The sequence below is a fragment of the Novosphingobium sp. fls2-241-R2A-195 genome, assembly GCF_030209485.1.
Lineage (GTDB): Bacteria > Pseudomonadota > Alphaproteobacteria > Sphingomonadales > Sphingomonadaceae > Novosphingobium > Novosphingobium resinovorum.
The window spans coordinates 62166-86531 of the sequence record NZ_JARVRY010000032.1 but is presented as its reverse complement, the minus strand read 5'-3'; the positions used below and the strand labels follow the sequence as shown (position 1 = coordinate 86531).

The 24366-nt window shown below is 66.8% G+C and carries 16 protein-coding genes; 5 read left to right on the top strand and 11 right to left on the bottom strand.

The features are described 5' to 3' along the window. Positions 1–87 precede the first annotated feature (87 nt). The 3 genes from QRN25_RS23015 to QRN25_RS23005 form a co-directional block, all read right to left on the bottom strand. Complete coding sequence (locus tag QRN25_RS23015) at positions 88–2616, bottom strand: beta-glucosidase (protein ID WP_285021644.1); 2529 nt, start codon at positions 2614–2616, stop codon at positions 88–90. Between the two features lie 92 nt (positions 2617–2708). Further along, on the bottom strand, positions 2709–4937 hold the full coding sequence (locus QRN25_RS23010; RefSeq protein ID WP_285021643.1) for a TonB-dependent receptor: 2229 nt from the start codon (positions 4935–4937) through the stop codon (positions 2709–2711). Between the two features lie 245 nt (positions 4938–5182). Further along, entirely contained in the window at positions 5183–7696 is a 2514-nt protein-coding gene (locus QRN25_RS23005) for a LuxR C-terminal-related transcriptional regulator (RefSeq protein ID WP_285021642.1), read from the bottom strand. A 415-nt stretch (positions 7697–8111) separates the two neighbouring features. Here QRN25_RS23005 and QRN25_RS23000 point away from each other — a divergent pair, with 415 nt between their 5' ends. From QRN25_RS23000 to QRN25_RS22990, 3 genes are all read left to right on the top strand, one after another. Continuing rightward, entirely contained in the window at positions 8112–9008 is an 897-nt protein-coding gene (locus QRN25_RS23000) for a LysR family transcriptional regulator (RefSeq protein ID WP_285021641.1), read from the top strand. Positions 9009–9206: 198 nt separating this feature from the next. Beyond that, entirely contained in the window at positions 9207–10976 is a 1770-nt protein-coding gene (locus tag QRN25_RS22995; RefSeq protein ID WP_285021640.1) for a M14 family metallopeptidase, read from the top strand. A 46-nt stretch (positions 10977–11022) separates the two neighbouring features. Then, positions 11023–11406 (top strand): c-type cytochrome, encoded by a 384-nt coding sequence (locus QRN25_RS22990; RefSeq protein WP_285021639.1) that lies wholly within the window; start codon positions 11023–11025, stop codon positions 11404–11406. A 72-nt stretch (positions 11407–11478) separates the two neighbouring features. On the opposite strand, the gene QRN25_RS22985 is transcribed toward QRN25_RS22990, so the two are convergent. Beyond that, a complete protein-coding gene (locus QRN25_RS22985; protein WP_285021638.1) occupies positions 11479–13200 on the bottom strand; it encodes a hydantoinase B/oxoprolinase family protein in 1722 nt (573 codons plus the stop codon). Next, the gene (locus QRN25_RS22980) at positions 13197–15236 is read right to left on the bottom strand and encodes a hydantoinase/oxoprolinase family protein (protein WP_285021637.1); all 2040 of its coding nucleotides are present in this window, start codon (positions 15234–15236) and stop codon (positions 13197–13199) included. Before QRN25_RS22980 ends, QRN25_RS22985 begins: the two co-directional genes overlap by 4 nt. A 202-nt stretch (positions 15237–15438) precedes the next feature. Between QRN25_RS22980 and QRN25_RS22975 the strand changes: the two genes are divergently transcribed. Both QRN25_RS22975 and QRN25_RS22970 read left to right on the top strand, forming a co-directional pair. Further along, positions 15439–16755, top strand: coding sequence for a purine-cytosine permease family protein (locus QRN25_RS22975; RefSeq protein WP_285021636.1), 1317 nt, complete (start codon positions 15439–15441; stop codon positions 16753–16755). A gap of 11 nt (positions 16756–16766) precedes the next feature. Continuing rightward, positions 16767–17144 carry a nuclear transport factor 2 family protein gene (locus QRN25_RS22970; RefSeq protein WP_285021634.1) on the top strand — a complete coding sequence of 126 codons (378 nt, stop codon included), beginning with the start codon at positions 16767–16769 and terminating at the stop codon, positions 17142–17144. Positions 17145–17214: 70 nt separating this feature from the next. Here QRN25_RS22970 and QRN25_RS22965 read toward each other — a convergent pair whose 3' ends face one another. From QRN25_RS22965 to QRN25_RS22940, 6 genes are all read right to left on the bottom strand, one after another. Then, on the bottom strand, positions 17215–18156 hold the full coding sequence (locus QRN25_RS22965) for a sugar phosphate isomerase/epimerase family protein (protein ID WP_285021633.1): 942 nt from the start codon (positions 18154–18156) through the stop codon (positions 17215–17217). Continuing rightward, positions 18156–19829 carry an FAD-dependent oxidoreductase gene (locus tag QRN25_RS22960; protein WP_285021632.1) on the bottom strand — a complete coding sequence of 558 codons (1674 nt, stop codon included), beginning with the start codon at positions 19827–19829 and terminating at the stop codon, positions 18156–18158. The genes QRN25_RS22965 and QRN25_RS22960 overlap by 1 nt, the downstream gene beginning before the upstream one ends. Continuing rightward, positions 19829–20398, bottom strand: coding sequence for a gluconate 2-dehydrogenase subunit 3 family protein (locus tag QRN25_RS22955; RefSeq protein WP_285021630.1), 570 nt, complete (start codon positions 20396–20398; stop codon positions 19829–19831). The genes QRN25_RS22960 and QRN25_RS22955 overlap by 1 nt, the downstream gene beginning before the upstream one ends. 82 nt (positions 20399–20480) lie before the next feature. Further along, positions 20481–22550, bottom strand: a complete 2070-nt coding sequence (locus QRN25_RS22950; RefSeq protein ID WP_285021628.1) for a TonB-dependent receptor — start codon at positions 22548–22550, stop codon at positions 20481–20483. A 257-nt stretch (positions 22551–22807) separates the two neighbouring features. Then, positions 22808–23773, bottom strand: a complete 966-nt coding sequence (locus QRN25_RS22945; protein WP_285021626.1) for a dihydrodipicolinate synthase family protein — start codon at positions 23771–23773, stop codon at positions 22808–22810. A gap of 128 nt (positions 23774–23901) precedes the next feature. Further along, a complete protein-coding gene (locus QRN25_RS22940) occupies positions 23902–24240 on the bottom strand; it encodes a DUF2322 family protein (RefSeq protein ID WP_285021624.1) in 339 nt (112 codons plus the stop codon). Positions 24241–24366: the final 126 nt, after the last annotated feature.

Below are 24366 nucleotides of genomic sequence, written 5' to 3'. Positions count from 1 at the left end.
CCGAAGGGGCGCGGCAATCCAGGGCAGCATTACACCGCTATGGATTGCTTCGCTTCGCTCGCAATGACGAAGCCAGTCCCTAGCAGGTCACCGCGCCGGATCGAAGTCCTTGCCCAGCGGCAGGTCGCGCGAGCTGGAACCGATCTGGACGCGGTAGCTGCCCTTGGCCAGTTGCCAGTCGTGCGCGGTCTCGTCCCAGTAGGACAGCGCGCGGCGGTCCAGCGGGAATTCGACCGTGGCCGACTTGCCCGGCTGCAGCGAGACGCGCGCGAAGCCCTTTAACTGCCGCGGCGGTTCGTTGGCGGCGGCGGGCATCGAGACGTAAAGCTGCGCCACTTCGTCGCCAGCGACCTTGCCGGTGTTGCGCACGGTGGCACGCACCGACCAACCATCGCCCGATTTCGCCAGCTTCAGCCCGCTGTAGGCGAAGCGGGTGTAGGACAGACCGTGGCCGAAGGGATAGAGCGGCGCGATGCCCTTGGCGTCGTACCAGCGGTAGCCGACGAGAATGCCTTCGTCATAGCGCGCGGTGGTGCCGATGCCGGGGTAGCGGGCGGGCTGGTCGGCGGGGCCATTGACCTCGTCCGCCGGGAACGTCACCGGCAACTTACCCGAGGGGTTGGCCTTGCCGGTCAGCAGCGCGGCGATGGAGTCCGCCGCCTGCTCTCCCGGATACCAGGCGGCGAGGATGCCCGCGACCTTGTCGCGCCAAGGCATCAGCACCGGGCCGACGGTATGGAGCACGACGACGGTGTTGGGGTTGGCCGCCGCGACCGCCTCGACCAGCGCGTCCTGATCGCCGGGGAGCTTGAGGTCGGTGCGATCCGCGCCTTCGGAAACGTGATCGGCGACGAAGACCACCACCACTTCGGCCTTCTTCGCGGCGGCGACCGCCTCGTCGATCAACGTCGAATCCGGCGCCTGCCAGCCAAGGCGCAGCTCGTTGGCCGAGAGCGTCGGTGCGTTGGAATAGTCGAGCTGCAGCGCCACGCGCTTGCCCGCTTCCAGCCAGACGGTGCCGTGCGTGGCGAGGCGGAAGCTCTGCTTGGGCACGTAGGCCACGCGCTTGCCGTCGATCAGCAGCGCGATCTCGCCGCCGCCGTTGAGCGAGAAGCGATAAGTGCCGGTCTTGGGCGGTACGAAGCCCGCCGTCCAGCGCGCCGACCACAGCGAGGGCAAGCCCTGCACGCCCGCCTTGGGACCGGCCTCGGCGTAGTCGATCGCCTGTTCCTTGCGGGTGACGAGCGGTTCGCCCTTCCAGTCGGGCGAGGCGTAGTAGCGCGCCGTCAGGCCCTCGAAAGCCGAGGCCGGCATGGCGGGCAGCGGCGCGATGCCAAGGGTGCCGCGCGCATATGTCACGCTCGCCTTGTCGCCGAGCGCCGCCTTGATCGCATCGACCGGGGCCTTGAGCGTGCCGACGTCCTCGGTCTTCACGAAGCCGCCGTAGCGTTCGGACGTCTGGACGTTCGCGCCCGCATCGTCGCCGATCACGGCGATGGTCTTGGCCTTCAGGGGCAGTACGCCGCGCTCGTTGCGCAGCAACACGGTGCCTTCCTCGGCGATCTTCTCCGACAGCGCGAGATGCGCCGGATCGCGCACGTTGGCATTGGCGTCGGCGGCAGCGATCGGATGATCGACGAGGCCGAGGCGGAACATCGGGGTGACGATGCGCTTCACCATGCCGTCGATGTCGGCCTGCGTGATGGCGCCGCTCGCGCGTGCGGCCTTGAGTTCCTTGACGCCGTAGAACTCGGCGAAGCCGAAGGGGCTGACGCCGCCCGGCATCGAGATGTCGAGCCCCGCCTTCACCGAGGGCGCGGTGGAGCGATGGGCGAAGTACCAGTCCGCCACGACGAACCCGTCGAAGCCCCAGCGCTTGAGATTGCCCAGCGTGCCGGGGTTCTCGCAGGCGTACTGGCCGTTGACGCGGTTGTACGCGCACATGATCGAGCCGGCCTTGCCCTGCTTCACCACCGCCTCGAAGCCGGGATAGTAGATCTCTCGCAGAGCGCGCTCGGGCACGATGGCATCCACCGCCTCGTAGGCGGGGCCATCGCCCAGACGCAGCCACTCCTGATTGTTGGCCGCGAAGTGCTTGGGCGTGGCAATCAGGCCGAGCGACTGGATGCCGCCGGTGATCGCGGTGCCCAGCTGCGCGGTCAGATAGGGATCCTCGCTCAGCGTCTCGGCAAGGCGGCCCCACTTGGGGGTGCGGATGATGTTGATGGTGGGGGCGAGCACCACGTTGCGCCCCTTGCCCGCGTGCTCGGCGCCCAGCGCCTTACCGTAGGCGGTCATCAGGTCGCGGTCGAAGGTCGCCGCGCCCATGACGGGGGCCGGGAACTGCGTCACGCCCTTCATGCCGTTGCCGACGCCCGCCGGGCCGTCGCCCATGCACAGGCGCGGCAGGCCGAGGCGGGCGATGCCGCTGATGTGGCCGACGCAGGCGTTGACGCCGGTGCCGTTGGCATCAAGCTCGGTATCGCCCTGAAGGAGCTTCAGCTTCTCGTCGTCCGTCATCGCCGCGACCACCAGCTCCGCCCGCTGTTCGGGCGTGCGGGCGGCGTCCAGCCACGGCTTGTCGGCCGGAGCTGCAAGGGCGGGAGCAGTCGCCACGGCGCAAAACGCGATCCCGGAGAGCAAGGCTCTCCGGGATACGTTTGCCACCTGGTGCGACCCGAGGACGAACTTGGAAGCAGCAGTCATGATCAGAACTTCACCATTCCCGACAGGCTGACGGTGCGCGGACGGTTCATGTAGTAGCCCAGCGGGTACACGCCCGGGACGATCTCGTTGTAGTTGATCGTGGTCTGGTCGTTGAACAGGTTGGTAACGTTGAGGTTCACCTGCCACGGACCCTTGCTGATGCCGGCATGCATGCCGACCAGCCAGTAGGAGTCGAGCGGCTGGTAGTTGTCGATGGTCGGGTTGAACTTGGTCGCCATCGAACCCTGATAGCTCACGTCGGCACCGAAGGAAGCGTCCACGCCCAGTGCGTCCACGAAAGTCGTGTAGTTGACGCTGCCCGCGCCGGTGAATTCCGGCACGTAGGGGATGCGGTCGCCCTTGTTGCCGGTGCCCGCGACGGGGTTGTCCTGCGCCAGCTTGGCGGTGTTGTAGTTGCCCGACAGGTTGATCTGCAGGCCCGGGACCGGACGCGCATCGAGCGTCATTTCGATGCCCTTGACCTCGGCCTTGCCGCCATTGCCGGTGTAGCCGAACGACACGGTGCCGTCGGTAGCCTGCTGCGAAACCTGGATATCCGACCAGTCGATGTAATAGACCGCGCCGTTCAGGAACAGCTTGCGATCCATCAGCGTGGTCTTCACGCCCCATTCGTAGGACCACAGCGAGTCCGAGCCGTAACCGTCGGGGATGACGACGTTGGCGATGGCGGCGGCGGTCTGGTCGTTGGTGCCGCCCGAGCGGTAGCCCTGCGCAACCTGAACGTAAGTGTTGACCTGATCGCTCAGCTTGTACGCCAGGTTGAAGCGGCCGATCAGGCCGTTGTCCTTGGTGTGCAGCTTGGGACCAGCGCCCGCGCCGGTGCCGCCGCCGAACGCGACGTTGGCGACCGACTGCTGCTCAAGCTTGAAGTCGAACAGGCGGCCGCCTGCGGTGAAGGTCAGGTCCGGCACGATCTCGTAGCTGAGTTCGCCGAACAGCGCGCGTTCCTTGATGCGGGTGTCGACGGTGCGGTCGAGCAGCATGTCGGCATCGGCGGGCAGGTTGCCGTTCACGTCGGCCTTGGGCCACGAGCTGTTGAAGAAGCGGTTCTCGTTCTGGAAGAAGCCGCCGACGAGGATCTGGAACGGGCCGTCGAAGTCCGAGGCGAAGCGCAGTTCGCCGCTGTCCACCCGGCGGTGCTTGTCCTGCTTCAGAGCGCTGCGGCCGGTGGTGTCGTGCGGCAGGCCAAGGAACGCCTGCGCCGCCAGCGAGGCGTCGCGCACGAAGCTGGTGTCACGCACGAAGCGCGAGACGGTGCCGGTGAACGTGCCGAAGGGCTGCTTGTAGTTGACGGTCGCGTTGTAGATTTCGCTCTTGTCGCTGTAGGGCGCGCGCACTTCGTCGGCCTGATAGTTCGAGGGCAGCGCGTTGCCGTCGTAATCCAGCTTGTTGTAGAAGTTCTTCGCGTCCTGATGGACATCCTGGTACATCGCGGTGAGGTCTACGGTCAGGTCGGGCGTTGCCTGCAGGCGGGCGGTCAGGCGGCCGGCCTTGCTCTTTTCGGCGTTGGCGCCCTTCTCGAAGCGGTTGTCGATCCAGCCCGGCAGGTCGGCATAGAAGCCCGAGGCGCGCACGGCGAGCACGCCGGGGATGACCGGCAGGTTGACGGCGCCGTCGGTCTGCATGCCCAGCGATGCGCCCTTGGTGGCGCGCAGGGCCGACTGGACGTAGCCGTTCACGCCGCCGTCGGGATCGGCCTTCTTGGTGATGTAGCGGATCGTGCCCGCCATCGAGCTGGCGCCGAAGGTGGTGCCCTGCGGGCCTTTCAGCACTTCCACGCGGTCAATGTCGAACAGCTTGATGTCGGGAGCCTGGCCGCCGCCGTCCTGCGCGTTCTCGCCGGTGATGACGGTCTCGTCGAGGTACATGCCCACGGTGCTGGCACCGGCGGAGTTGACACCGCGAATGACGTAGCGCTTGTCGCCGGGGCCTTCGTCCTGAACCGACAGGGCCGGAATCGCGTGGTAGAAGTCCGCGAAATCGACCGCACCCTTGTCCTTCAGCGCGTCGCCGCCCAGAGCCTGCACGGCGATCGGGGTATCCTGAACGGTCGAGGACGTACGCTTGGACGCGGTGACGACGATGTCGCCGCCGGTGCCCTCAGCGGCCGTCGCTGCGTCCTGCGCGAGTGCAGGCACGGCGCAGAGCGCGGTGCCGGCCATCATGCCGGTTACGAAAAGCTTCAGCGCAGTGCTCGTCTCGATCTTCATGGAACCCCTTTCAACCCGATTGTGCTTTAACCGGCGCGACAGCAAGTGTCCCCGCATCGCCGGATGACAGAAACGTCACACGAGCGCGGTTGCCCTTCAATGCAGCCAATCCGTGAGGTTCGTTGCGATGAGCGCAACGCTGTATCCGCCTGTTGCCCGATAATTTCGCGTAATAGCACGGAGTTATGCCAGTAATCGTTTACACGAATACCCTCATCCAGACCCGCACCCATCGACGGCGGCTCTCAGGTCGCGACGCCGCGACGCTGGGCTTCGACGACCGCTTCGGAGCGCTTGTTGACGCCCAGTTTGCGGTAGATATTGGCAAGGTGGAACTTGACCGCGCTGGCCGACAGCCCCAGCTCGCGCGCGATCGCCTTGGTGGACTGGCGCTGCGTCAGGCAATGGAGCACCTGCAATTCGCGCGGGACGAAGGCCACCCCGCCGTCCGCGTCCTGCGTGCGGGCCGCGATCGCACGCCCGAGGGCGGCGCAGAACCCCCGCGTGCCGCGCCCCGCCGAGCGATAGGCCGGCGCCGCCTTCATCGCCTCCAGCACCATCAGCAGGACCGGGCCGTGCTCGGCAAAGGGCTGCACGATCTCCTCGGCCTCGGCCAGAGCGACCGCCTTTCGAAGGCTCTGCACCGCCTCTGCCACGTGATCGTCGCCGAATGCGCCCACCGCCGAAAGCAGCAGCACGCGGATCGCCGTGATCCGCCGCCCGGATGCGCCCGCCTGCTCCTGCAACCGGGCAACGATGCCGCCAAGACGGGCATTGTCCCCGGCTTCCAGCGCCTCGCGCCCGTCCAGGAGGGCCGTCTCGTCGCTCTCGCGCCAGGCGATCCAGTTCGGCGTGACGAGGTTGGCGGCTACATCACGCGAGCGCCAGCCTTGCGCACCGCCCGCGTCGTCCGCGACGATGCCCGCGCGCAGGATGCGGCAATACCGCTCGATGTCGCTGAGGCCGCGCCCGCGCATCAACCGGATCGCCCGGTCGAGCAAGCCCAGCGCGCGGTCCTCCTCCCCTGCCGCCAGAGCGGCCCGTGTGCCGACGCGGTAGCCGATGACGAAGGCATCGGGCCAGCCGTCGCAAGCCTCAAGATCGCGCAACGCGGCATCGACCCGGTCGAACAGACCATCGGCGTGGCCATGCTCGAACTCCACTTCGCACAGGACGCATTCGGCCACGGCCATCAGGCCCGCATCGTCCGGCATGGCGCGCGTGATCAGCACCTGCGCCTCGGTCGCCAGCGCCGCCGCCCGCTCCAGCCGCCCGCCCGCCAGCGCGATCATGCCGTCCACCAGCAGCGCGGAGCCCAGGCCGTAATAGCTCGTCGCCCGTTCATACTTGGCGCGGGAAATCTCGATCTGGTCCTGGGCCAGCGCGATCTCCCCCCGGCGCAGGTAGTGCAGGCTGCGCAAGGCGTAGACGAAAGCCGCGTTGGTCAGGTCGTTGGTGTAGGTCGACCAGAAATATCCTTCCGAAAGCTGCGCCTCGGTCAGCTCGGTATGGGCGTGGAACGCCAGAACGTGCTGGGCGATGACGAAATCGGTATAGACGCGCGAGAGCGACGGCGACTGGTAGGCCATGTCCTCGCTCAACATCTCGCGCGCGGATTCGAGCAGTCGCCGCGCTTCGGGAAAGCGCCCTTCCTTCATCGCCACGACTGCCTGCGTGATGCGGATCTGCCCCGATTGCTCGGCGGCTTCGGGGCTCAGCTGCGCCATCGCCGAGCGCAGGCGGTTGTAGCCCGAGGCGCGCAGCAGTTCGGTGCTGGTGAAAGTCTCGAAGGCCATGCGCGCAAGGCCGTGGTCTCCGGTATCCTGCACCAGCGCGATCGCCGCTTCCGGCGCGCGGCGCTCGGCATGATGGAGCAGCGCCTGCCGGTATGCCCGGTCCCTGCGGGCAGGCTCACCGCGCTCCAGCTGGCGCAAGGCGAAGGCGCGCAGCAGCGGATGGAGCGAGAAACCGCCGCCCGCTCCGCGCCTGACCTGCCCGAGCGGTGCCAGCGTGGCGATCTCGTCGAGGACCGGATAGGCCGGCAACGGCGCGGCGATGTGCGGCAGCAGCCGCGCGTCCACCCTCTCGAGCATTGCAGTCTGCGCCAGCAAATCGCGGGTCGTGGCCGAAAGGCCCTGCCAGATGCCTTCCCGGATCGCCGCTTCCAGCAAGCCGCCGGCATGATCGAGCAGCCGGTCGGCGTCCGCTTCCCCCGGTGACAACGCTGCGACGACCGCCTCGGCCAGCGGCCACCCTTGCGCGATGCCCTGGCCCAACACCTCATCCGCATCGAACAGCAGCGCCCCGGGATCGAGCGTGCGCACGAGATGCGGCGAGCGCAGTTCGGCCAGCATCGCCGCATTGGGCCGGCGCGAGATCAACCAGACCTGCAGTTCGGTCCCGGTCCAGTGCACCAGTTCTCCCAGCACTTTGCCAAGCGGCCCCGGCTCCAGCGCACCGGCATCGACCACCAGCACCTGATCGCCGCGCCCGCGAAGGACGGCCCGAATGCGATCGAACGCCGTCTCGCCCGGATGACCGAGCGCCTCCGCCAGCGTCTGCCGAAAGGCGTCCTCGTCCCGCAGATGCGCCGGATGCAGGCCCAGCCAGCGGAACTGCCGCTGCACCGCCCCGCGAGCCAGCGCGTAGTTGGCGATCAGGGTCGTCTTGCCGAGGCCGGTGGGGCCGTAGACCTGCAGCACCCGCTCCGTCCCAGCGGGTTCGATCAGCTTGGCCAGCCGCCCCAGACGTACTTCCACGGTAAAAGGCGTCGGCGGGACCGGGAGAGGAGAAAGCTCCGGGGAGGGAGGCCGATTTTCGACACGCGCTGTCGCGGATACGTCATCCGGCGGCGTTAGAGGGCTGACGCGCCCCGATGCGGTCATGCCGTCCCGCCCGACGACGGCCGGGCCGTTCCGAGGACTGACGTTCCGGAGGTTTCGGGCCATGAGAGGGAGCACACAGGCTTTCGCATGTGCGAAAGGCTAACGTCTTTGGCGCTTCCCGCGCAAGCCCCGCGAATGCGCTGTCATACGCCGGACAGCGCCAAAGCGCAGGGCCTACTGGCCGAATCTGCACGATCCTGTCCATTTCCCGCAGGTGCCAGACGGCAGCCCTCGGTTATCCTCCTTCCTGTTGCCCGAGGGTGGTGGAAGGGTCTGCACGAAGATGTTGATGGACGTGGCGATGCGCTATTTCTACGAGGCGGCGAGCCAGGGCTCGATGCGCCTCGCCAGCGAGAAGCTGGGGGTGGCGGTCTCCTCGATCAGCCGCCAGATCGTGCAGCTCGAAGGCTATCTCGGCGTCAACCTGATCGAGAAGGGCCGCCGCTCGGTGAAGCTGACCGAGGCGGGACAGCTCACTTACGACTTCCACCGCACCCACATCGCCGAGCTGGACGCGCTGCGGTCGCGCATCCAGGACTTGCGCGGGGTGCGCAAGGGCTCGATCCGGCTGGCGGTGGGCGAAGGGTTCCTGACCAGCGCCTTCTTCCAAACCATCGACGCCTTCCACAAGAAGAACCCCGGCCTGCACATCGACACCCACGTCGGCTCCACCAGCGAGATCGTGCGAATGGTGGAGGAGGACGAGGTGCATGTCGGCCTCGTCCTGCAGATCGAACCGGAGCCCAAGGTGCGCGTGCGCCTGTCGGTGGCGCAGCCGCTGATGATCCTGGTCCATCCCTCGCACCCGCTCACGCGCAAGAACCAGGTGTCGATCGCCGACCTGTCGCAGCATGACTTGTGCCTGCCGCCCAAGGGCTTTCGCATCCGCCAGATCCTCAGCCACATGGAGGCCGCCGCAGGGGCCTATCTCGAACCGGCGCAGACGACCTCGTCGATCGTGATGATGCGCGACCTCGCCTGCGAGGGCCGCTTTGCGACGGTGCTGCCGCAGATCGCCGCCTTCGGCGAGATCGCCGCACGCCGCCTGATCGCCATCCCTTTCGCCGAGACCGAGGCGGAGCCGGTATCCGTCCACCTCATCACCCGCCTCGGCCGCCAGCTGGAAGGCGCGCCGGCCAAGCTGCTGACGGTTCTCGAAGCGAAGATGCGCAGCTGGACGCATTGAAGTTGTCAGGAAATTCGCCTGCGGCGAATTTCGCGGGGCCGGCCCACGCCCCCACCCGGCCTCCCACAGGGTACTATCGTTGGGAGGCCGGGTGGGGGCATGGGCCGGCCCCGCTCAACCGAACCCCCACGCAACGTCTTGTGCCCGCGCACGCAACGAACGGGCGGTAGCGTGTTGCCGACCTGTGAAAGGAAGACGATGAAGCCCGCCTACTGGCCGCCGGAGCGCCGCGCCCCCCTCCCCCCCGTGCAGCCCTGGACCGGGCCGAGCGAAGCGTTGATCCGCCAGCCGTCCGACCCCTGGGTGACTCCGGCCGAGATCGACGATCTCCAGACCACGCCGACGTACGAGGAGACCCGCGCGTTCCTCGTCCGGCTGGCGGAGGCCTCGCCGCTGATCCGGCTCTACGAATACGGCACTTCCGCCGAAGGGCGGCCGCTCACGCTGGTCATCGTCAGCACCGATCTCGACCGCGCCGCTGCGGCTCCGGACGGAGAAGGCCCGGTCCGCGTCTTCACCGAATGCGGCATCCACCCCGGAGAGATCGACGGCAAGGACGCCGGCCTCATGCTGCTGCGCGACATCGCGGTGGGCGGCAAGGCGGACCTGCTGGACGGCTGCGACTGGTACTTCGTGCCGGTGCTCAACCCCGACGGGCACGAGCGCCGCTCGGTCTACGCGCGCCCCAACCAGCGCGGGCCCGAGGAACAGGGCTGGCGCGCCTCGGCGCAGGGGCTGAACCTCAACCGCGATTTCGTGAAAGCGCACTCGCCCGAGATCCGCGCGATCATCAAGCTGCTGGGCTGCATCGATCCCGACCTGTTCATCGACCTGCACGTCACCGACGGCCTCGATTACCAGTACGACATCACTTACGGTTTCCAGGAAGCCCGCTACTCCGCCTCGCCCGAACTGAGCGCCTGGCTGGAGGACAGCTACCGCCCGCTGGTCGATGCGCACATGCGCGCCCTGGGGCACCTGCCCGGTCCGCTCATCCTTGCCGCCGACGATCGCCGGCCCGAACTCGGGCTGATGCTGCCCGCGTTCCCCCCGCGTTTTTCGCATGGCTACGGCGACATTCGCCACATCGCCACGGTGCTGGTGGAGAACCACTCGCTAAAGCCCGTGCGCCAGCGCGTTCTGGGCACGTATGCGCTGCTTGAGGCATCGTTAGGTGCCGCTAGGTGCCGCTCGGTGCCGCTGCGCGCCGCCTCCCGCGCCGACCGGGAACGCCGCGTGGCGGAGCCGGTCCTCACCTGGGACATGGCGCCCGAGCCGGTGCGGACCACGATGTTCCACCCGATCGCCTCGGAATTCTACGATTCCCCGGCAAGCGGTGCGCGCGAAGTACGCTGGCTCGGCACACCGCTTCCCGCGCTCGAAACCCCCGTTCTGGGCTCGATTCCGGGCCAGACGATCGCCCGTCCGCGCGGCTACTGGGTGCCCGCCAGCGAGTTCGACGTGCTCGACCGCCTGCGCGCCCACGGCATCGCGATGGAGATCGCCGAGGCATGGACCGAGGCGGAAGTGGACATGCTGCGCCTCGCGGATCTGGAGGTGGCGGGCGGTGTCTCCGAACGCCGGATCGTCCTGAAGGCCAGCGTCGCAGGCGTCGAGCGGCGCGTCGAGAAATTCGCCCCGGGATCGGCTTTTGTGACTACGGATCAAAGGCTTGGAGCTTTGGCGATTCACATGCTTGAGCCGGTCTGCGCCGATTCCCTGTTCGCGCAAGGCTACGTCGCGGGCATGCTCGACCCCGTCGAATACCTCGAAGCCTACGTCATCGCGCCAATGGCCGACGAGATGCTGGCGACCGACGCAGAGCTGAGCGCGGAATTCCACGCGAAACTGGCCTCGGACAACGCCTTCGCCGCCGACCCGATGGCGCGGCTGAAGTGGTTCTACCTGCGTTCGCCCTACCGCGACGAACGCCACATGCTCTACCCCGTGGCACGCTGCCCCGCGTGACCGCCTCCCCCGGACCATGACCCGGAAAAACCGTGAGGAAACAACAGTGAAGACTTTCCCCCTCGCCGCAGCGGCACTGGCCGCCGCCGGTGCGCTCGCCGCCGCCCCCGCCTTCGCCGCCCCGCCCCCCGCCGGCGCGCAGGTCTTCGCACGCAGCTGCGCGATGTGCCATACGACCAATACGGGCGGCGCCAACAAGCTGGGCCCTAACCTCGCAGGCGTTTCGGGCCGAAAGGCGGGCAGCATCCCCGGTTTCCGCTACTCGCCGGCGATGGCCAAGGCCGGCGTGACCTGGAATGCCAAGACGCTCGATGCTTTCCTGGCGAAGCCCTCTGGCATGGTGCCCGGCAATCGCATGGGCTTTGCCGGGGTCAAGGATCCGGCTCAGCGCGCCGCGCTGGTGGCGTATCTGGCGTCGCTGCCGAAGTAACCCTCTGCCGAAACACAAAAAAGGCCCGCCGGAGCAATCCTGCGGGCCTTTTGCTTTGCGTCGTCCGAACCCTCAGCCCCCGCGCAGAGCCTCGGTCGCAGCCACATCGACGGCACTGCCGACGATCGCCACCTTGTACAGTTCCCGCGCCGCCTCGACCGAGACGTAGCCGTCAAGCACGTCGTCCAGCACCGCCGCCGGATCGCGCTCCGCCGCAAGGCCGTAGCCCGCGCCGCCCGCACCGCGCGCGATGGCGCGATCGCCGATCGCCACCGGCATGCGGTAGGTGCCCACGCGCTTTTCGGCATCGGTGCCCGCCCGCACGATCAGCTCGTTCGTCTCGGGCTGCGCGCCGCCGCCCAGCGCCCACGGCTTTTCCTTCGAACGCTTGGTGATAGACAGGAACTCGCCGTCCTGCGTGAAGCGGATCAGGCGCTCGGTGCCCATGCCTCCGCGGCGCTTGCCGGCGCCGCCCGAATCGGGCTTGATCTCGAACTGCTCCATCATCATGCCGGTCTTCATCTCGATGACCTCGATCGGCGTGTTGCGCACGAGGCTGCCCGAGATGTGGTTGGTGGCGTTGATGCCGTCGAACTCGGCACTGCCGCCCCAGCCCACCGGCTCGTTGTTCGACACCGCGTACATCGACTTGGTGACCGGATCGGTGCCGATCATCATGAAGCCCAGCGTATCGCCGCCCGAACAGGCCGCGATGCGTTCGGGCATGCCCTGCGCCAGCGCCTTGTAGACCAGCTCCAGCGCAAGGTGCGCGGGCCACTGGGTGAAGGTGGCGGCGGGGTACACCGCGTGGAACAGGTTGCCTTCAGGCGCGATCACCTTGAGCGCGCGGAACGAACCCGCGTTGTTGCGCTGCGACGCCGAAGTCAGCGATTTCAGCACAAACTTGCAGATCGTCTCGGTCAGGCCGATCGGGATGTTGATCGGACCCAGCACCGCCGGGGAGGAGCCCGAGAAGTCGCAGGTCAGGCCCTCGTCGTCGATGGTGACCTTGACGTGGATCGGCACCGGATCATCGCTGATGCCGTCGTCATCGACCACATCGCCCGCTTCCCAGGTGCCGCGCGGCAGGTCGGCCAGCGCGCGGCGCACCAGCGCCTCGCTTGCCACCTTGATCCGCTCCACCGCCTCGTCGAAGGCCTCGCGACCGAACTTGCCGAGGATCGCGTTCAGGCGCTCGACGCCGGTGCGGGTGGCCGCCACCTGCGCGTCGAGATCGCCCATCACCGGCCCGGGCATGCGCGAATTGAACTTGATGATGTCGATGATGTCCTTCACCGGCGCGCCATCCTTGTAGATGCGGGTGCCGGGGAAGATCAGGCCTTCCTGGTGCATGTCGGTGGAATCGAGCACGTAGCCCGGATCCTTGGCGCCAAGGTCCATCCAGTGCGCGCGGATGCAGGTATAGGCGAAGGGCCTGTCCTCGCCGTCGGCGAAGACCGGCGCGAACAACGTAGCATCCAGCGCATGCGCCGAATTCCAGTACGGGTAGTTCATGATGAAGATGTCGCCGGGGCGCATCGTCTCTGCGCCCGCGAACTCCACGCCCTTGCGGATTGCGTAGTCGTTGGCGCCCAGGAAGAATGCGAGGCCCGGCGCGTCCGAAATCAGTTCCAGATCGGCGTCGTAGATCGAGATACCGAAGTCCAGCACCTCGTAGATCACCGGGTTGAACGCGGTGCGGATCAACGTGCGGCGCATCTCCTCGGCGGCGGAGACGAGGTAGCTGCGGATGACCTCTACGGTCGCGCCATCAAGCTTCGTTTCGGTGCTCATGCGGACTTCCTGCGGACGATGAGGTGGCCGTGCGGATCGACGGCGACGGTCTGGTCGGAATGGATGACGGTGGTGGTGGTGCCTTCCTCGACGATTGCGGGACCGTCGAAGGTGTGGCCCGCGCCCAGCAGCTTGCGATCGTAGACCGCAAACGGCGTGCGTTCGCGCAGGGCGAAGCAGAACGCCTCACGCGAACCGATCTGCGCGTCCGATGCCGGGCCGGTGGCCTCGGGCACGATCGGCAGGGTGGGCTTGGGCATGACCGCGCTGGCGCGCACGCGCAGCGTGACGATCTGAACCGGCGCGGCGATGGCGTGGCCGTAGCGCTCGCGGTGGAGGTCGTCGAAGCGGGCGCGCAGCGAGGCGAGATCCTCACCCTCGGGCAGTTCGATCTCCAGCGCGTGTTCCTGCCCGGCATAGCGGCATTCGACGAGGCGCAGGAAGCGGCGCTCGGTCTGGGTGCCGCTCTGCCCTTCAAGCTGCGCGCGCGCGTCCTCGATGAGCGTCGCGAACGCCTCTTCCACCGGGCCCTGCGCCTCGGGTTCGAGCAGGCGCAGCTGGGTCAGCGCGACGTCGGTGACGATATCCGACATCAGCATGCCCCAGGCCGAGAACACGGCCGGGTTCTGCGGCACGATCAGTTCGGCGTTCATCACCTCGCGGGCGATCAGCGGGGCAATCAGCGGACCGGCGCCGCCGAAGGCGAGCATCGAGAAGTCGCGCGGATCGCGGCCGCGCTCGACGGTGATCTCGCGGATGGCACCGGCGGTGCGGGCGACGAGAACGTCGAAGATGCCCGCCGCCGCGCGGTCGATATCGATGCCGAGCGGCCCGGCAACGCGGTTCTGCATGCCCTGCCTCGCGGCGGGAACGTCGAGGTCGACGGTGCCGCCCAGGAAGGTAGAGGGGTCGAGGAAGCCCAAAATCAGCGCCGCGTCGGTTGTGGTCGGCTCATTGCCGCCGCGACCGTAGGCGATCGGGCCGGGCTGCGAACCGGCGCTCTGCGGGCCGACTTGCAGTAGCCCTTCCTGCACCCAGGCGATCGAGCCGCCGCCCGCGCCGATGCAGCGGATGTCGAAGATCGGGATCAGTGCCGGAAGGTCCGCGAGCGGCGCCTCGTGCATGACCAGCGGCTCGCCGTCCTCGATCACTGCAGCGTCAAGGCTGGTGCCGCCGTAGTCCAGCGTCAGCACGCGGTCGCGGCCGATCGCCTTGGCCAGCTGGCCCGCGCCGATGAGGCCACCGGCAGGGCCGGACAGCACGGTATAGATCGGCGCCTGCCGCGCGGTCTGCGCGGTCATCGCCCCGCCTGCGGAGCGCATGATGAGCAGCTTGCCGCCGAACCCGTTCTCGACCAGCCCGTTCTCAAGACGGCCGACGTAATCGTTGAAGATCGGGTTGATGTAGGCATCGACCACGGCGGTCGCGGTGCGTTCGTACTCGCGGTATTCGCGGGTGATCGCGCTGGAAGCGGAGACCGCCAGCTGCGGATAGGCCGCGCGGATGACTTCGGCGGCGCGCGCCTCATGCACCGGGTTGCGGTAGCTGTGCAGGAAGCAGATCGCGACCGAGCGGATGCCCGCCTCGGCCAGCTTGCCCGCAGCGTCCAGCACGGCGGCTTCGTCGAGCGGTTCCACCTCGTTGCCGTGCGCATCAATGCGGCCGCCGACGCCGAAGCGGTGGCGGCGCTTCACGATGCTCGCCTCGCGCTGGTAACGGTAGTCGTACATCGAGGCGGCTGGAACGTCGGCGCGGCCGATCTCGAACACGTCGCGGAAGCCCGCATTGGTGATGATGCCGGTCTCGACCCCGCGCCGTTCGATTACCGCGTTGAGGCCCAGAGTGGTGCCGTGGACGAACAGTTCGGTGTCGTTCAGTGACACGCCGAGGCGGTCGAGCGCGGCCAGAACGCCGCGCACCGGTTCGTCAGGGGTGGTCGATGCCTTGGCGAGCCTTGTCGTTCCCGTTTCGGAATCGAACAGGATCGAATCCACGAATGTCCCGCCGATATCGACGGCGACGCGAAATCTCTTCATGCACTGCTTTCCCGGATGTGAATCCCTGAACTCGCCGCCGATGATATTGCGCAAACGGCACAAGTCTTCGCGAAGTCATTGCATCACGCGCAAGACCCGCCCTCTCCCCTTTGCCCTGCCCGATACGTCTGACACCATTGAGCCATACCCGCCCTTCCGCCGCGCCTCCCCGTGGCGGCGGGCACTGGAGACATTTTCGATAATGAAGCTGCTGCGCAAGATCGCCGGGATCGTCGAACGCAATCCCGAACGCCCGCCCCAAGAGGGGGAACTGCGCCGCTGGCCGTTCCTGACGATGGTGCTGATCGGCGTCTCGATCTCCGTCCCGTTCTTCGCGTTCGGTGGACAGCTGGGCCAGCATGCGAACTTCACCACCGTCGCCATCGGCGTGATCCTGGGCAGCGCGCTGCTGGGCCTGTGGGGCGTGCTGACCGGCTATGTCGGTCTCGTCGCCCGCCTGCCCACCGCAATGATCATCCAGCGCACTTTCGGGCGGCGCGGGTCGATGGCGATCGTGGGCATGATGGTGCTGACCTCGTTCTGCTGGTTCGGTCTGCAGACGCAAATCCTCGTCAAGAGCCTCGCGGCGATCCTGCGCACCCAGCTGGCCTATGAACTGGACGAGCGGATCGGCGTCGTCCTCGTCGGCGCGCTGATCGCCTCGACGGCGGTGATCGGGGTCAAGGCGATGGGCAAGGTCGCCGTGGTCAGCGTGCCGCTGCTGCTGATGGCGACGCTGGTACCGCTGGCGATCGGGCTGGACCGGCACGGCATGGCGGGACTTTTCGCTGCTCGCCCGATCACAGAGCCGATGGGGCTTGGAATGATCGTCTCGGTGGTCGTCGGCGCCGAAGTGTTCGGCTGCTCGATCAACCCCGACCTGAGCCGCTTCCTGAAGACCGCGGGGGACAATGCGACGGCGATGACGATCAACTACGCCATCGCCTTTCCGCTGCTGCTGATCCTCGCCGCCGCGCTCGGTACGCTCTACGGCAACGCCGATCTCGTCGCGACGATGCTGGCGGCGGGCATCGCGCTGCCGGGCACGCTGATCATCATCCTCGCCACCTGGACCAGCAACGACAAGAACCTCTACGCCTCGGCGCTGGCGCTTTCGGCGCTGTTCCCGAAGGTTGAGCGCTGGCAACTGGCGGTCGTCGCGGGCGTGCTGGGCACCTGCCTCGCCGCGGCCGACATCCTTGGCCACTTCATCGTCTGGCTGACTTTCATGGGCCTGCTGATCGCGCCGATGTCGGGCGCCTATGTCGCCGACTTCCTGATGAAGCGCAGCCGCTACACCGACGCCAATGCACCGATCCCGGCGTTCCGCGCCGCGCCGCTGATGGCATGGGTGTTCGGCATAGCAGTCGGCGTGGCGGCGCTGCCGCGCGCGAACGTCGGCCTCGGCCTGTTCGAGATCACCCATGCCCCCACCGTCGATGCCCTGCTGGCGGCGATGGTGTTTCTCTTCGTGGCCGACCGGGTGCCCGGCTCGCGCCCCGCCGCAGCCCTTACCTGAACGGAGCTTTCATGACCGACACCCTCAGCCCCATCACCCGCATGTTCGACTGGTGGAACAGGGCCTTCCGCGAACACGCCTTCACGCCCGACGCCTTTGCGGCGCACTACACCGACGATGCCCAGTTCATCGTCGACGGCGGCGTGCGCGGCACCGGCCCCGAAGCCATCTGCGCCCACTTCGCCCGAATTCGCGAGCGTTGCGATGCGGTCGAACTGGTCACCCCTGTGATCGCGACGCTCGCCGACGAGACACAGGGCTTCGTGCAATATCGCTGCACCTTCACCGCCAAAGGCAAGTCCGGTTCCGAAGTCTGCATGGCCCATGCCCGGTTCCGCGACGGCAAGATCGCCCGCTTCGAGGTCATCGGACGGCCCGAAGCCAGCTGATCGGCATCAAAAAAGGCCCGGCCGCTTCATGCGACCGGGCCTTTTCTTATTTCATTATCCCGCTGGCAGGTCACATCAGCGGCGCGAGGTACTTCTGGGCATCCGCCGCAGTGCGCAACGGGTCGGTGGGCACGTCGTATTCCACGAAGAAGTGCTCGATCCCCGCCTTCTCCGCCGCCGGGATGATGCGGCGAAAGTCCACCAGACCCGTGCCCGGATCGCGCACGCTGCCATCAGCGGCGACGTCCTTCATGTGGACCATCCGGAACCGGCCGGGATGGCGCTTGAAGTAGGCCACGGGATCGACGCCCGCCTTGGTCGCCCACGCAAGGTCGAGTTCGAACTTCAGTTTGTCGGGGTCGGTGCCTTCGATGATCAGGTCGTAGGGGACGTCGGGGCCGACCTTTTTGAATTCCTGATCATGATTGTGGTACGCCAGCTGGAACCCGCGATCGTGAGCAGCCTGCGCGGCGCGGTTCAGCGCGGCGATGAGTTGCTTGATCTGCTCCAGCGACTGCAGCTGCGAGGGCCAGCTGATCTGCCACACGATGTACTTCTGGCCGAGCGGCCGGGCCTGCTTGGCGCAGGCGTCGATCAGGCCCTCGACGTGATCGAAGTCGAACGCCTCGATGAACTTGCGCTCGAAGGTGGCGCGGTCGATGCGGCCCGCCACGCCATCGTCGAACACTTCGTACAAGCCCGGCGGCATGATGTGCTGAGAGGGCGAAACGAGGCCGTTGCGATCGAAGACATCGCGGACGAAAGCCGGGTCGCGGCCGAAGCTGCCGAGCGTCTCGACCTCGCGGTATCCCATCTTCGCGACCTTCGCCACGGTGCCCTCGAAGTCGGCATCCAGCAGCGTCATCAGGGTGTAGAGCTGGATGCCCAGCGGCCGCTTCGGCGGGCGGGCAAAGGCGCCGGCGCCGCCCAGCATGGAGCCTGCCGCCAGCCCAGTCGCCAACAGGGCCGTACCGCCCAGCAGGCCACGGCGGGAAAGGGCGAAGTCGGTCATCACAGCACTCCTTGCTTCATCTGGTCGGCCGCGAAGGCGGCAGCGCGCGCTGTCAGCGCCATGTAGGTCAGCGACGGGTTCTGCGCGGCCGAAGCGGTCATGCAGGCGCCGTCCGTCACGAACACGTTCGCCGCGTCATGGCACTGGTTGCGCGCGTTGAGAACCGCCTGCGCCGGATCGTCGCCCATTCGCGCGGTGCCCATCTCGTGAATGGCGAGGCCACCCGACCCGAGGGTATCGCCGACCATGATGTCGGTAGCCCCGGCGGCCTCCAGCATGGCTTTCGCCTCTGCGGCCATGTCCCTGGCCATCGCCAGTTCGTTCTCGTGCCAGTGGAATTCGACGTGCAGCTGCGGACGGCCCCAGTTGTCGGTCTGGCTGGAGAGCGTAGCGCGGTTGTCGGCATAAGGCATGCATTCGCCCATGCCGCCGATGAACATCTGCCACGGCCCCGGCTGGCGCAGACGGTGCTTGAGCGACAGGCCGATGTCGTCGCCCTCTCCTCCCCGCGTCCACATCTGGCGCGAGGCGCTGCCCTGGTAGCCGTAGCCGCGCCGGAACTGCCGGTCGCTGCCGTCGAGGTTCTGAAAGCGCGGGATATAGATGCCGCTCGGCCGGTTGCCCATCGGCATGCGGTCGGTGAAGCCGGGGATCGTCGCCAGACCGAATGGTCCCATGACGTGATCCATCAGGTAGCGGCCGAGTGCGTCGGAACGGTTCGCGAAGCTGCGTCCGGTCTGCGTATCGAGGGAATTGAGCAGGATCTGCGTCGACCCCAGCGTCGAGGCATTGAGGAACACCACCCGCGCCGAAACGGTGCTGCGCGTGCGGCTTTTCGCGTCGATGATCCGCACGCCGGTGACGCGGTTCGTCGCCGGATCGTGGATGAGCGAGTCCACCACCACGTCAGTCATCACCTTGAGCCGCCCGGTCGCCTTCGCGGCCGGAAGCGTCGAACTTTCGCTGCTGAAGTAGGAACCGGTGGAGCAGCCCCGGATGCACGGGCCGCAGTAGTGGCACGGCTGGCGGTCGCCGATCGGCTGGGTCAGCACGGCGCTGCGTTCGTTGATGATCGGGCGCCCGCCGAACTTCGCGGCAACCGCACCCTTCACGTGCTCCTCCACGCAGTTCATGCCGTGCGGGGGCATGAACTCGCCGTCGGGCAGAGAGGGAATGCCGTCCGCATCGCCGTTGACGCCGATGAAGCGCTCGACGTGCGAATACCACGGCGCAAGGTCGTCATAACCGATCGGCCAGGGAATGCCGTGGCCGTCCCTGCCCGCTTCGGAGAAGTTGAGCGGGCTCAGCCGAAAGGAAGCGCGCCCCCAGGTGATGGAGCGCCCCCCGAGGTGATAGCCGCGTATCCACGCGAAGTCCGCCTCGGGTGCGGTCTCGTAGGGGTTTTCGGCATCATTGACGAACCAGTGTTCGTTGGCGTCCGAAAGTCCCGCCATGAGCGACTGGACCTTGTAGTCGCGCTGATAGCGGTGGCGGTCGCCGAAGCCGCGATAGGGCAGCTCGTAAGGGGCGAGGTGCTCGGTGACGTAGTCGCTGGCAGGATCGACGTCGCGGCCACGCTCCAGCAACAGCACAGAGAAGCCGCGCTCAGTCAGTTCCTTCGCGGCCCAGCCGCCCGAAATGCCCGAGCCGACGATGATGACGTCAGCATCCATCAGGCGCCTGCTCCGCTGGCAAGGCTCATCGAAATTCCCCAGACGTAGAGAGAGGGCGCCTTATCGTCGGCGCCCAGTGCCGCGCAGGCGTCGTAGGAGCCGGGCACGAGGTTGAGATCAAGCTCCTGGCTCGCGCCGATCTCGCTGGTGTAATAGCCGTAGACGGTCAGCTTGCGCAGCGTCGGCGCCTTGAAGCGCGTGCCGTCGTAGAGCGTGACCACCGGATCGCCCCCGGCAGCGAAGGCGGCCAGCACGAGATCGAGTTCGGCGTCGCAGCGGCGGCGCTCCTCGTCGTTCATCCAGTGCTGGTACATCATCTCGATGAACCCGGTGACGCCCGCATCTTTCGCGCCGGGCGTATCGTCGGCAGGAATGACGAGGTCCACCAGCCGCTCCAGCGCGGCGTGGTGTTCAGGGGCAAATGGGGTGTAAGGCGGAGGCAGCGGCACCGACGGAGCCGCATCGCCACCGCCCATCATATGACCTGCATGATCCGCCATGCCCTGTGCTATCGCCGGCGTGCTGAACGCGGCGGCGGCGATCCACTTGAGAATGTCCCTGCGGTGCAATGCCTTGCCCTGTTGCCTGTAATCTATCCTGTCGTTCACACGAACCGGGCCGGTGGGGGCACCCCCCACCGGCCCTGTCCGATCAGAACTTCACGCCGACCTCGACGCCGTACTGGCGCGGGCTGTTGTAGCTGGCAAGCGTCGAGGTCCCCAGTGCGTGGGGTCCGACCGCCATCGGCGTTCTCTCGTTGCTGAGATTGCGGCCGATCGCGGAGAGCGACCACATGCCCTTCTGCAGCGTAACCTTGGCGTTGAAGAACGTCTTCGGCCCGGTCTCCAGCGAGTTCTGGACGTCCCAGTAGACGTTGCCGCGATGCGACATGTCACCATGCGCGACAAGCTTCAAATCGTCGGTCAGATCGGCTTCGTAGTCGATGCCGAGCTGCGCCGTGAAGCGGTAGATCTGCGGGATTACGTTGTTGTGATAAGCGTCCTGATCCTCGGGCACGAAGTTCTTGATCTTCACATCCGAATAACCGACCGAGCCGTTGATGCTGAGCCCGCGCGTCGGCCGGATCGACAGCTCGGCTTCTGCACCCATCACTTGCGTCTTTCCGATGTTGGAGATGGCAGTGTAGATACCGTCACCCTCCAGCACGCGCGAGGTGGAGAACTGCTGCCCCTTGAAGTCGGTGTAGAACAAGGCGCCGTTCAAGGTCATCAGGCTGCCGCCAAAGTTGCTCTTGAACCCGGCTTCGAAGTTGTCGGCCGTTTCGGGGGCGTAATACAACAGCGTTTCGGCGCTGCTGCTGGGGTTGAACCCGCCCTTGCGATAACCGCGCGAGTAGGTCGCATAAGTGAACAGGTCCGGGCTCCATTTGTAGGAGACAGATGCCTTGCCCTGCGGCTCGCTGAACTTCTGCTTGAGGATCTGGCCGCTCAGGCGATCGAAGTAGGACTGGTTTTCCCAGTCGTAGCGCAAGCCGCCGGTCAGTTCGAGGCGGTCGGTCAGTTCGTAGGACGCCTGGCCGAACAATGCGAACGTCTCATAGTGCCTCAGGCTGTCGTTCAGGCCCGGCGTGCCGCCGACAGGACCGTAGCTGCTCTGATAATCGCGCTTTTCGTCCTGGTAATAGCCGCCGACGTTCCACTTGAACGGCCCTTCGCCGGTCGAAGTCAGGCGCAGTTCCTGCGACCAGGTCGTATCGACGAAGTGCACGGTCTGCGTATAGGCATCGACCGCCGTGAAATCGCCATCCGCCGTGGTGTAGTCGCGCCCGCGCGAATAGGCGGTAACGGAGGTGAGCGTCGCCCCGCCAAGTGCCCAGTCGCTTTTCAGCGAATAGCCGCGCAGCTTGGTCTTCACGATGCCCGCCTGGTTCTCGCTCGGATCGGGGATGGTATCCTTGAAGTCCACATCCGGCACCGGGGCCAGCCAAAGGCCGCCGGTCTTGCTATCGGTCGTCGTGGCGCTAAGGGCGAAAGTCAGGTCTTCGGTCGGCGTGAACAGCAGTTGCGCGCGCGTGGTCAGGCCCTTGCCGAAATCGACGTTCTTCGGATTCGCCAGATTCTTGATGAGGCCATCGGTATCGTAAGCCGATGCGCCGACCGAGAAGTACAGCTTATCCTTGAAGATCGGACCGGACAGTCCGACCAGACCGCGCTTTTCGTCACCGTTGAAATACTGGAACGAGGCGTTTCCGGTGTATTCGTTGGTCGGCTTGCGCGTCACGATGTTGATGGCGCCCGCGATCGCGCCGCCGCCGTAGAGCGTGCCCTGCGGACCGCGCAGGATTTCGATCTGCTGGACGTTGACGAGGTCCTGCTGGAAGAACATCTGGCCCGGCTGGACGACACCGTCGACGACGGTGGCGAAGGGAAACTCGCCGTCACGGCCGAGCGTGGTGAAACCACGGAACGACACGGTCTTGTAGCCCGGATAGAGGCCGTCGAGCACGACGAGGTTCGGGGTCAGGCGCACCGCGTCCTGCAGCGTGCGCAAGTCGGCATTACCGATCTTCGCGGCCGTCACGACGCTGATCGGGTCGGCGACGGTTTGCGCGGTCTCGTTGCGCTTGCGGGCGGTGACGGTGATCTCGTTCGGCGCGCTCGGCTCGTCGGCGGTCTGGGCCATGGCGGGCGCGGAGAAGGTGGCGAACGCCCCGGAGACCAGTCCGGCACAAACCAGCGCCTTGGTCGAAATGGCAGTCATGTATCGTGTCTTCATGGATCAAACCCTCATGCGCTGAAAGGCCGGGCGCCACCGCGAAAATGCGATAACGCGCCAACTGACTTCCTCCTGGTTGCCTGCATTCGTGCCGCGCTCGTTCCGGCGCGGTGCTCTTGTCTTCTCTGCGGGCCTTGCGGCCGGTCCTGATGCTTCCATTTCAGCCTGGTGCGATCAATGCGATCGCCATCCCGGTTTCATTGTCGCTGACGCAAATTAGCGCCCGCGATCGCCGCGAAATATCAGCCCACGCCCTCCATCGCCCGCTGCACGCCTGGCGTGTCACCCAGGCAGCCGAGCCCGGCAAGCGTAGCCGCGATGCGCCCGGCGTCCGCGGCGCTCACGTCCTGGAACGGCGAACGCACCCGCCCGCCGGGGACGCCGCGCGCATTGAGCGCCGCCTTGAGGATGGCGGCGGCGGAACCGAAGCGCCCGACCAGCGAAGGTGTGAACCATTCGCGCATGATGACGCGATCCTTCGCCCCGCAGGCAAGCGCCCGGTCGAAGTCGCCCTGCCATGCCAGGTTGTAGAAATCCGGCTGGTTGTGGCCCAGCACACCGCCCGCGCCCATCGTTCCGTCCGCATCGTGCAACCGCACCATCGTGAGGCCCACTTCGTCCAGCGGCAGGCCGAACACGCGGACCTCGGCGTGAAGCGCGAAAAAGGTCGCCATGAAATGCGCCATGTCACCCGTCGAATGCTTGATCGCTACCACCGCGTCGAGAGCGGCGATGCGCTCCAGCAGCGGCAGGGACAAGTCGATCTCGGTGCCCGGCGGCCAGTTGTAGACGCAGATCGGCAGGCGACTGTGCCGCGCGATCGTCGTGTAGAAAGCAAGGATGTCCTCGTCGCCGGGCCGCGCATAAGGCGGCGGCGTCACCAGCGCGCCGGAGAAGCCGGCGGCATGGGCCTGCTCGATGTGCGCCAGCACTTCCGCAGGCGTATAGGCGCTGCACCCCGCGATCAGCGGCAGCCGCTTGCCCATCTGCGCGCCCGCCGCCGCGAACAGCGCATGGCGTTCGCCGGCGTCTAGGCTGAACCACTCGCCGGTCGTCCCCGCGACGACCAGCCCGTGCATGCCTTCCCCATGAAGCCATTCGAGCAGAGTGCCGAGAGCATCGAAGTCGAGGTTGCGCTGGTCGTCGAACGGGGTCGTGATCGCCGGGAGGTATCCCTTCCAGCCAACTCGGTCACGCTTGCAGGCCACGAATGCTCCTTCCAGTAGTACGGCGGGTCATCTGACCTGCCGCACCCTGGTCGTAGCCGGGCGTTGCACCGTTCGCCGAAAACTTGTGTGCGCGCGCCGCAATCAAGCAGCCAGTGCGCACTGCGCCCTCAACCGAGCGGCTGGGGTATAACTTCGATGGCAAGCGTGCCGCCGCCCGCCGCGACTTCCAGAAGACGGTCGATGTTGGGATGCGCGCCGGGGCGGTTGCGGGCATCGGCAGTGTGCTCGGCGAATACGTCGAGGCCATGCTCCGCCGCGCGGGCGTCGAGCGTGCCGAACGACTGCTTGAGGTACTGGTAGACCGCGAGCGAACCCTGCTTGCCCGGCTGATTCTCGATGCTGGCGACCACCGCGCCGTCAATCCCGACGAGATCGATGCGATCCACCCCCGCGATCGGCGGAAACTGCTGCAGATTGTCCTTGAACGTCGGGCCGGCCTGAATCATCGAATTGGGTTCCTGTGCTGGTTGCCCGGGCTGGAAGCCCGTGCTGCTCCTGCGCCCCTAGCACCGTGCACCGACATCGGCCAACTGGGATGCCGGCCCAGGCACGCGAGACCGCCCCGCCCCCCC

Bases quoted from the DNA above. Each gene is read 5' to 3' on its own strand.
- QRN25_RS23010 (WP_285021643.1), bottom strand. From the start codon at position 4,937: ATGAAGATCGAGACGAGCACTGCGCTGAAGCTTTTCGTAACCGGCATG.
- QRN25_RS23000 (WP_285021641.1), top strand. From the start codon at position 8,112: ATGGACGTGGCGATGCGCTATTTCTACGAGGCGGCGAGCCAGGGCTCG.
- QRN25_RS22995 (WP_285021640.1), top strand. From the start codon at position 9,207: ATGAAGCCCGCCTACTGGCCGCCGGAGCGCCGCGCCCCCCTCCCCCCC.
- QRN25_RS22985 (WP_285021638.1), bottom strand. From the start codon at position 13,200: ATGAGCACCGAAACGAAGCTTGATGGCGCGACCGTAGAGGTCATCCGC.
- QRN25_RS22980 (WP_285021637.1), bottom strand. From the start codon at position 15,236: ATGAAGAGATTTCGCGTCGCCGTCGATATCGGCGGGACATTCGTGGAT.
- QRN25_RS22975 (WP_285021636.1), top strand. From the start codon at position 15,439: ATGAAGCTGCTGCGCAAGATCGCCGGGATCGTCGAACGCAATCCCGAA.
- QRN25_RS22970 (WP_285021634.1), top strand. From the start codon at position 16,767: ATGACCGACACCCTCAGCCCCATCACCCGCATGTTCGACTGGTGGAAC.
- QRN25_RS22965 (WP_285021633.1), bottom strand. From the start codon at position 18,156: ATGACCGACTTCGCCCTTTCCCGCCGTGGCCTGCTGGGCGGTACGGCC.
- QRN25_RS22960 (WP_285021632.1), bottom strand. From the start codon at position 19,829: ATGGATGCTGACGTCATCATCGTCGGCTCGGGCATTTCGGGCGGCTGG.
- QRN25_RS22950 (WP_285021628.1), bottom strand. From the start codon at position 22,550: ATGACTGCCATTTCGACCAAGGCGCTGGTTTGTGCCGGACTGGTCTCC.
- QRN25_RS22940 (WP_285021624.1), bottom strand. From the start codon at position 24,240: ATGATTCAGGCCGGCCCGACGTTCAAGGACAATCTGCAGCAGTTTCCG.